General features: G+C 67.5%; 2 pseudogenes. Both read right to left on the reverse strand.

Going from position 1 to position 1,679, the window contains the following annotated elements:
• Window positions 1–163: pseudogene (locus DJ75_RS19205) on the reverse strand (SAM-dependent methyltransferase); the annotation flags it as partial.
• A gap of 120 nt (window positions 164–283) precedes the next feature.
• Window positions 284–1,679: pseudogene (locus DJ75_RS13630) on the reverse strand (L-lactate permease); the annotation flags it as partial.

Here is a 1,679-nt window from a genome sequence, read left to right on the forward strand (position 1 = left end):
CGAACTCGGTGCTGCTCCCGAGCGGGTCGGTCGCGGTCTTCGTCTCCACGTCGATGAACCCGGCCTCGCGGAGCTGCGCGAGGGTGCGGTCGCGTCCGGGCGCAGAGAAGAACATGCGGCCGCCCATCCAGCCGCGGCGCACCGTTTCGAACCGCCCGCCCGGGNNGCTCGCCGCACGTCGTTGCGGTCCATGGGAGACGTTGGGTTGCGACCGGCATGACTCCTCGGACGAGTCGACGACCGCGGACGGTACCGGCGGCGGGAAAATAGGGTCGCCGCTCTCTCAGAACGTCCCCGGAACCACCACGTAGGCGAGGATGAGCGTCAGGAGACCGGTCGCGACCCCGTAGTACAGTACCGGTATCAGTTCCAGCCGGATGACGCGCCCCTCCTCACCGATGAGGCCGACGACGGTGAGCGCGGCGACGACGTTGTGGATCGCGATGAGGTTCCCGATCGCCCCGCCGACCGCCTGCGCGGCGACCACGATCTGGGTCGGGGCACCGATCTGCTGGGCGGCCTCGAACTGGAAGAGGCCGAACAGGATGTCACTGACCGTGTTCGAACCGGCGATGAACGCGCCGAACGCGCCGATGAAGCCCGAGAAGAACGGGAACATCTGGCCGGTGAGGTCAGCCGTGGCGGCGGACAGCAACTGGAGCATTCCCAAGTCGACGGTTTCGACGCCGTTGATCACGATATCGGCGCCGGTCTTCTGCATGATCATCACCGTCGCGACGGCGAACCACAGCGCGATGACCGCCGGGATGATGTTGCTGATCGCTTCCGCCCACGAGTCTTTGATCCCCTCGGCGTCCATGTCGTGGATCCCGTACGTCACGACCGCGACCAGCACGAACAGCGACCCCGGGAGGTAGAGCATCTCGATGCCCTCAGAGAACGGCGTTCCGAGGATGTTGTTCCACGTGATGACGCCGGTCGACGAGAGGAACCCCTGCACGGGTCCGACGACCCGAGTCACGATCAGCAGGGCCGCGACGAGGATGTACGGAGCCCACGCCATCCCGAGGGACATGTCCTGACTGTGTGCGTCCTCGAAGCTGCTCGCGCCGCCGTCGGTCACGACTTTCTGGCCGGCGCCGGACGTGCCCATGCCCGTTCCGGGCTCGATCTTGCCGATCCAGTGGTCCGGCCACTGCTCCTGCGGCCCGAAGTCCCACTCCTCTTCGGGCAGGAAGTAGCCCGCCCGCAGCGTCGAACCGACGACGAGCAGGCCGACCATCGCGCCCAGCAGTCCCGGGAACGTCGGCCCGAGGAAGTACGCCGTCAACAGGTACGGAACCACGAAGGAGGCCCACGCGAACAGCGTGAGCGGGATCACTTCGATGGCGGGCTTGAGCGAGCGCTCCTCACCGAAGAAGCGGGTCATCATCGCCACGCCGATGAACGGGATCGCGATGCCCACGATGGCGTGGATGACGGCCGCCCAGAACNNTCTCGAAGCCGCCGTTCTGGACGACGGCGTACGCCGCCGTGCCCGTCTCCGTCGGGTCCTGTCCGAAGACGACGTCTTCGAACCCGATGATGAGCGGCGTCCCGACCGCGCCGAAGGTGATCGCGAGGATGTTCCCGGTCAGGGCGACCACCACCGCGGCCAGCGGCGGGAAGCCGAGTCCGACCAGCAGCGGGCCGACGATCGCGGCCGGCGTCCCGAACCC

Source organism: Halorubrum sp. Eb13, assembly GCF_002252895.1.
Classification (GTDB): Archaea; Halobacteriota; Halobacteria; order Halobacteriales; family Haloferacaceae; genus Halorubrum.